This window comes from Vibrio sp. WZ-1, from assembly GCF_052037695.1.
GTDB lineage: Bacteria > Pseudomonadota > Gammaproteobacteria > Enterobacterales > Vibrionaceae > Vibrio.
Window position 1 is genome coordinate 1 of the sequence record NZ_JBQEQR010000077.1, and the last position, 5,233, is coordinate 5,233.

The 5,233-nt window shown below is 45.4% G+C and carries 4 protein-coding genes; 1 reads left to right on the forward strand and 3 read right to left on the reverse strand.

What is annotated here, in order from left to right; translation table 11 throughout:
- Nucleotides 1-1,351: 1,351 nt before the first annotated feature.
- On the reverse strand, nt 1,352-2,359 hold the full coding sequence (gene glpX, locus ACTS60_RS14285) for a class II fructose-bisphosphatase (protein WP_440888770.1): 1,008 nt from the start codon (nt 2,357-2,359) through the stop codon (nt 1,352-1,354).
- Nucleotides 2,360-2,693: 334 nt separating this feature from the next.
- On the opposite strand from glpX, the gene zapB reads away from it, so the two are divergent.
- Nucleotides 2,694-2,936, forward strand: a complete 243-nt coding sequence (zapB, locus tag ACTS60_RS14290) for a cell division protein ZapB (RefSeq protein ID WP_440888771.1) — start codon at nt 2,694-2,696, stop codon at nt 2,934-2,936.
- A gap of 60 nt (nt 2,937-2,996) precedes the next feature.
- Here the strand turns inward: zapB and rraA are convergent, their stop codons facing one another.
- Nucleotides 2,997-3,521 (reverse strand): ribonuclease E activity regulator RraA, encoded by a 525-nt coding sequence (rraA, locus tag ACTS60_RS14295; protein ID WP_440888772.1) that lies wholly within the window; start codon nt 3,519-3,521, stop codon nt 2,997-2,999.
- Nucleotides 3,522-3,596: 75 nt separating this feature from the next.
- Nucleotides 3,597-4,514, reverse strand: a complete 918-nt coding sequence (locus ACTS60_RS14300) for a 1,4-dihydroxy-2-naphthoate polyprenyltransferase (protein ID WP_440888773.1) — start codon at nt 4,512-4,514, stop codon at nt 3,597-3,599.
- Nucleotides 4,515-5,233 lie beyond the last annotated feature (719 nt).

Consider the following 5,233-nt stretch of genomic DNA (forward strand, 5'->3'; position numbering starts at 1 on the left):
AAGTAACCGTCATTTTGAACAACGAGGAACGAGTGTGATTCAGAATCTATCGTTCGCTTGTGCTTTGATTTAAGGTGAATGAGGAAGAGTTGGTGGGTGCTGTTACTAGATCCTTAGTCTCGCTTGGGCTCGCTAGGATGATGAACTCTTTTGGTCTAGAGCTTGCTGAAGTAACCGTCATTCTGAACAACGAGGAACGAGTGTGATTCAGAATCTATTGTCCGTTTGTGCTGTGGGTTGAAGTGAAGGACGAAGAATTGGAGTGAGTTGTTACTAGATCCTTAGTCTCGCTTGGGCTCGCTAGGATGACGAGCTCTTTTGGTTTACAGCTTGCTGAAGTAACCGTCATTCTGAACAACGAGGAACGAGTGTGATTCAGAATCTATCGTCCGTTTGCGCTGTGGATTAAGGTGAGTGGGGAAGACTCGGGATTTGCTGTTGGGAGATTCTTAGTCTCGCTGGAGCTCGCTAGGACGACGAACTCTTTTGGTTTTCAGCTTGCTAAAGTAACCGTCATTCTGAACAACGAGGAACGAGTGTGATTCAGAATCTATCGTCCGTTTGTGCTGTGGATTAAGGTGAGTGGGGAGACTCGGGATTTGCTGTTGGGAGATTCTTAGTCTCGCAGGAGCTCGCTAGGATGATGAACTCTTTTGGTTTTCAGCTTGCTAAAGTAACCGTCATTCTGAACAACGAAGAATGGGTGTGATTCAGAATCTACATTCCAAGCATTATAGAGGTGATAAAGCTCCTACATCCAAGCGCGCTGATAATAGATCCTTAGTCTCGCTTGAACTCGCTAGGATGACGAACTCTTTTGGTTTATAGCTCGCTAAAGTAATCGTCATTCTGTACAACGAGGAACGAACGTGATTCAAAATCTACATTCCAAACATTATAGAGGTGATAAAGCTCATACACCCCAGCGCACTGATAATAGATCCTTAGTCTCGCTTGAGCTCGCTAGGATGACGAACTTTTTTGGTTTATAGCTCGTTCAAGTAATCGTCATTCTGAACAACGAGGAACGAGTGTGATTCAGAATCTATCGTTCGCTTGTGCTTTGCTTTAAGGTGAATGAGGAAGAGTTGGTGGGCGCTGTTACTAGATCCTTAGTTTCGCTTGAGCCGCTAGGATGACGAACTCTTTTGGTTTATTAGCTTGCTAAAGTAATCGTCATTCTGAACAACGAGGAACGAGTGTGATTCAGAATCTATTATCCGTTGATTCTGTGGTCTGGGGGAGGAATAAAGGTTAAGAGCTTGCTGTTACTAGCTACTTAGTCTCGCTGAGGCTGACTTAGCAGAAAAGAAAGGCTCCAACTCCGAGTGAGTGGGAGCCTCTAACACGCTTAAAGAATAATATCGCGTACTTCTGGATCTTTACGCTCTAGGTAGTGCGTAGATTTGATGCGGCGAATAGTACGACAACGGCCACGGATCAGAAGCGTTTCTGTTGTTGCAATATTACCTTGGCGAGAGATACCTTCTAGGAGGTCACCTTTGGTGATGCCTGTTGCGGAGAATACAACATTGTCACTACGTGCCATATCTTCCATTCTCAGTACAACATTTGCTTGAACGCCCATCTCTTCGCAGCGTTTAAGCTCCGCAGTACCGTAAATGCGGTTTTCTTCTGTGTCGCCTTTTACTTCGTGGCGAGGTAGAAGTCGACCATGCATGTCACCATCTAGTGCACGGATAACCGCTGCTGAAACGACGCCTTCTGGAGCGCCACCGATGCAGTACATTACGTCTACTTCGCTATCTGGCATACAAGTTAAGATAGAAGCGGCTACATCACCATCTGGCACTGCGAACACGCGAACGCCCATTGCTTGCATTTCAGCGATTACTTCATCATGACGTGGTTTCGCTAGAGTGATGACCACTAGCGTATCAAGCGTCTTATTCAGTGCTTTCGCGATGTTTTCTAGGTTTTCCTTGAGTGGCTTATTAAGGTCGATGGTACCTTTTGCACCAGGGCCTACTACCAACTTCTCCATGTACATATCTGGTGCTTTCAAGAAACTGCCTTTCTCACCAGCAGCTAAAACAGCAAGAGCGTTAGATTGGCCCATTGCCGTCATGCGAGTGCCTTCAATCGGGTCAACGGCAATATCTACAGCATCGCCACCGCAACCTACTTGCTCACCGATATAAAGCATTGGTGCATCATCGATTTCACCTTCACCAATAACGATTTCACCGCTGATGTCTGTTTTGTTCAGTAGGGTGCGCATTACCTCAACAGCTGCGCCGTCGGCTGCATTTTTGTCGCCACGGCCTAGCCATTTATAACCAGCTAGTGCTGCACCTTCAGTAACACGGGAAAATGCCATTGCTAAATCGCGTTTCATGATGTCTCCAAGTAACAGGGGAAGAAGAATTTGCGCCGCGATTCTATCACACCAAAAAGTAAACGTTTGCCTTTTTGCTGAGCTTTAACTCTATCTAAGTTGAAATTGATCAATGTTGGGTGACTTTTAGGGCTCGTCATGGGTAAAAGTGATGGACAAAAATGCTTCGTGGATAAGAAAAGTCAAGGTTTAGTGAGATTGCGCTGATTTTTTAACCGAATGATGCGAAAGATCGAATATAGTGAGTGTTTCTGAACGCTACGCTGAGTAGAATGAAGCTATATTAGATGAACGATTACGATTCATCCCAACCGAATAATCAAGGTAGGCCCAGATGTCTTTTGAAGTACTAGAAAAACTAGAAGCGAAAATTCAAACTGCAGTTGACACAATCACTCTTCTTCAAATGGAAGTTGAAGAGCTGAAAGAAGACAAAGCAAAGCTTGAGATTGAAGCAACTGAGCTTCGTTCACAACGTGAAGAGCTTGAGCAAAAATCTCAGCAGTCTCAACAAGAGCACGCACAGTGGCAAGAGCGTATTCGCGCGCTACTAGGCAAAATGGACGAAGTAGAATAATTCCATTTCTGCATCAGAATTAAAAACACCCGCCATGTGCGGGTGTTTGTGTATTTGAGGTTAGCTTAGCTCTTCTTCTTCGCTGTCTTCATCTAACTCAAGATCAATATTGAGTGGCTCTGGCGAGAGAATGATGCCGGTGCTGTCTGCATAAATGTAATCTTCTGGTAGGAAACTCACGCCACCGAAGTTAACAGGAACGTCGATTTCTCCGATGTTTTGGTTTGCTGCGCCAACCGGAATAGAAGCCAGAGCTTGGATGCCGAGGTTCATGTCTTCAAGCTCGTCTACCTCGCGAACACATCCGTAAACGACAATGCCTTCCCATTCATTTTCTTCGGCAAGGGTTGCGATTTCTGCATCGATTAAGGCTCTACGTAGAGAACCGCCACCATCAATCAACAATACTCGTCCGATACCATCTTGTTCTAGTGTTTCGCGGATCAGGGTGTTGTCTTCAAAACACTTAATCGTTGTCACTTGCCCGGCAAAGGATGCGCGACCACCAAAGTTACTGAACATTGGTTCAACTACATCTACCTGATCAAGGTAGATATCACAGAGTGCTGAGGTATTGTATTCCATAGCGTGCCTTTCTAAACAGAAACTGTTGTCTTTGAGTATATCGAGGCATTAAGTCAATGCAATGACATTCCTTTTTTAACTCACGAGAGTTTGAGCTACCACAATTGTTGCAAACAAAACGTTAGTTACCAGAGAGCATTTGACGACAACGGGCATCATCGGTGCAATTTGTGCAGGTTGCTGCGTTTGCCATACTGCTTTGCCGTGTTGTGCGACTACGTAAACACTGATGAGGAAAGGCAAGCTAATCCAAACAGGTTTGCCCTGAATCAGTAGGTAACTAGCAAAAGAAAGTAGTGCACAGCCAAGCAAGATAAAGTGGTATTGCTTGGCTTTACGTTGGCCAAGTCGAACTGCCATGGTGCGTTTGCCACATTCGCTGTCGTTCTCGATATCGCGCATGTTGTTGATGTTCAGTACTGCTACTGCTAATAAGCCACAACCGAGTGCTGGTAGGAATAGTGTTGCATCCACATGACCGGTATGCAGGAAGTAAGTGCCAGATACGCCAAGCAAACCAAAAAATAGGAATACCGAAAGGTCGCCCAAGCCAACATAGCCATAAGGCTTGCTGCCCATTGTGTAAGCAATCGCTGCGATAATGGCAAGAATGCCTAAACCGATAAAGGTAATGATGCTTTCAAAAGAGCTCAGTGCATAAAACACTAAGGTTAAACCAGCAATGGCGGTCAGGATGATGTTGAAGATGATCGCCAGTTTCATTTGTGCCGAGGTCACCGCACCGGACTGCATTGCTCGTTGAGGACCTAAGCGGTTGTCATTGTCTGTGCCTTGCACGGCATCGCCATAATCATTTGCCAGGTTAGATAAGATTTGCAGTAGCGTTGCCGTGACAAAAGCCATGATAGCAATAGTCAGAGAGAAGTGTCCCGCAGAGTAAGCGAGTACGCTACCGGTCAGAATCGATACCAGTGCAAGCGGTAATGTTTTAGGGCGCGCGGCTTCAAGCCAGATCTTTAATGATTGTTTCATGGATATTTCGTGCTAGTAACCAATGTGCCCAGTATAAGCACAAAGCGGCCGTTACGCTATTGACCTGACGCAACTCAATTACGACTCAAAGAGTTACGGAGAAGGAACACAGTTTCCATATTTGAGGGAATAAAATAGCGCTCTTTCTGGGGTAGAGAAGGGGACGGCGCACGTTGTTATTAGATCCTTAGTCTCGCTTGGGCTCGCTAGGATGATGAACTCTTTTGGTCTAGAGCTTGCTGAAGTAACCGTCATTCTGAACAACGAGGAACGAGTGTGATTCAGAATCTATCGTCCGTTTGTGCTTTGATTTAAGGTGAATGAGGAAGAGTTGGTGGGCGCTGTTACTAGATCCTTAGTCTCGCTTGGGCTCGCTAGGATGACGAGCTCTTTTGGTTTACAGCTTGCTAAAGTAACCGTCATTTTGAACAACGAGGAACGAGTGTGATTCAGAATCTATCGTTCGCTTGTGCTTTGATTTAAGGTGAATTAGGAAGAGTTGGAGTGCGTTGTTACTAGATCCTTAGTCTCGCTTGGGCTCGCTAGGATGATGAACTCTTTTGGTCTAGAGCTTGCTGAAGTAACCGTCATTTTGAACAACGAGGAACGAGTGTGATTCAGAATCTATCGTTCGCTTGTGCTTTGATTTAAGGTGAATGAGGAAGAGTTGGTGGGTGCTGTTACTAGATCCTTAGTCTCGCTTGGGCTCGCTAGGATGA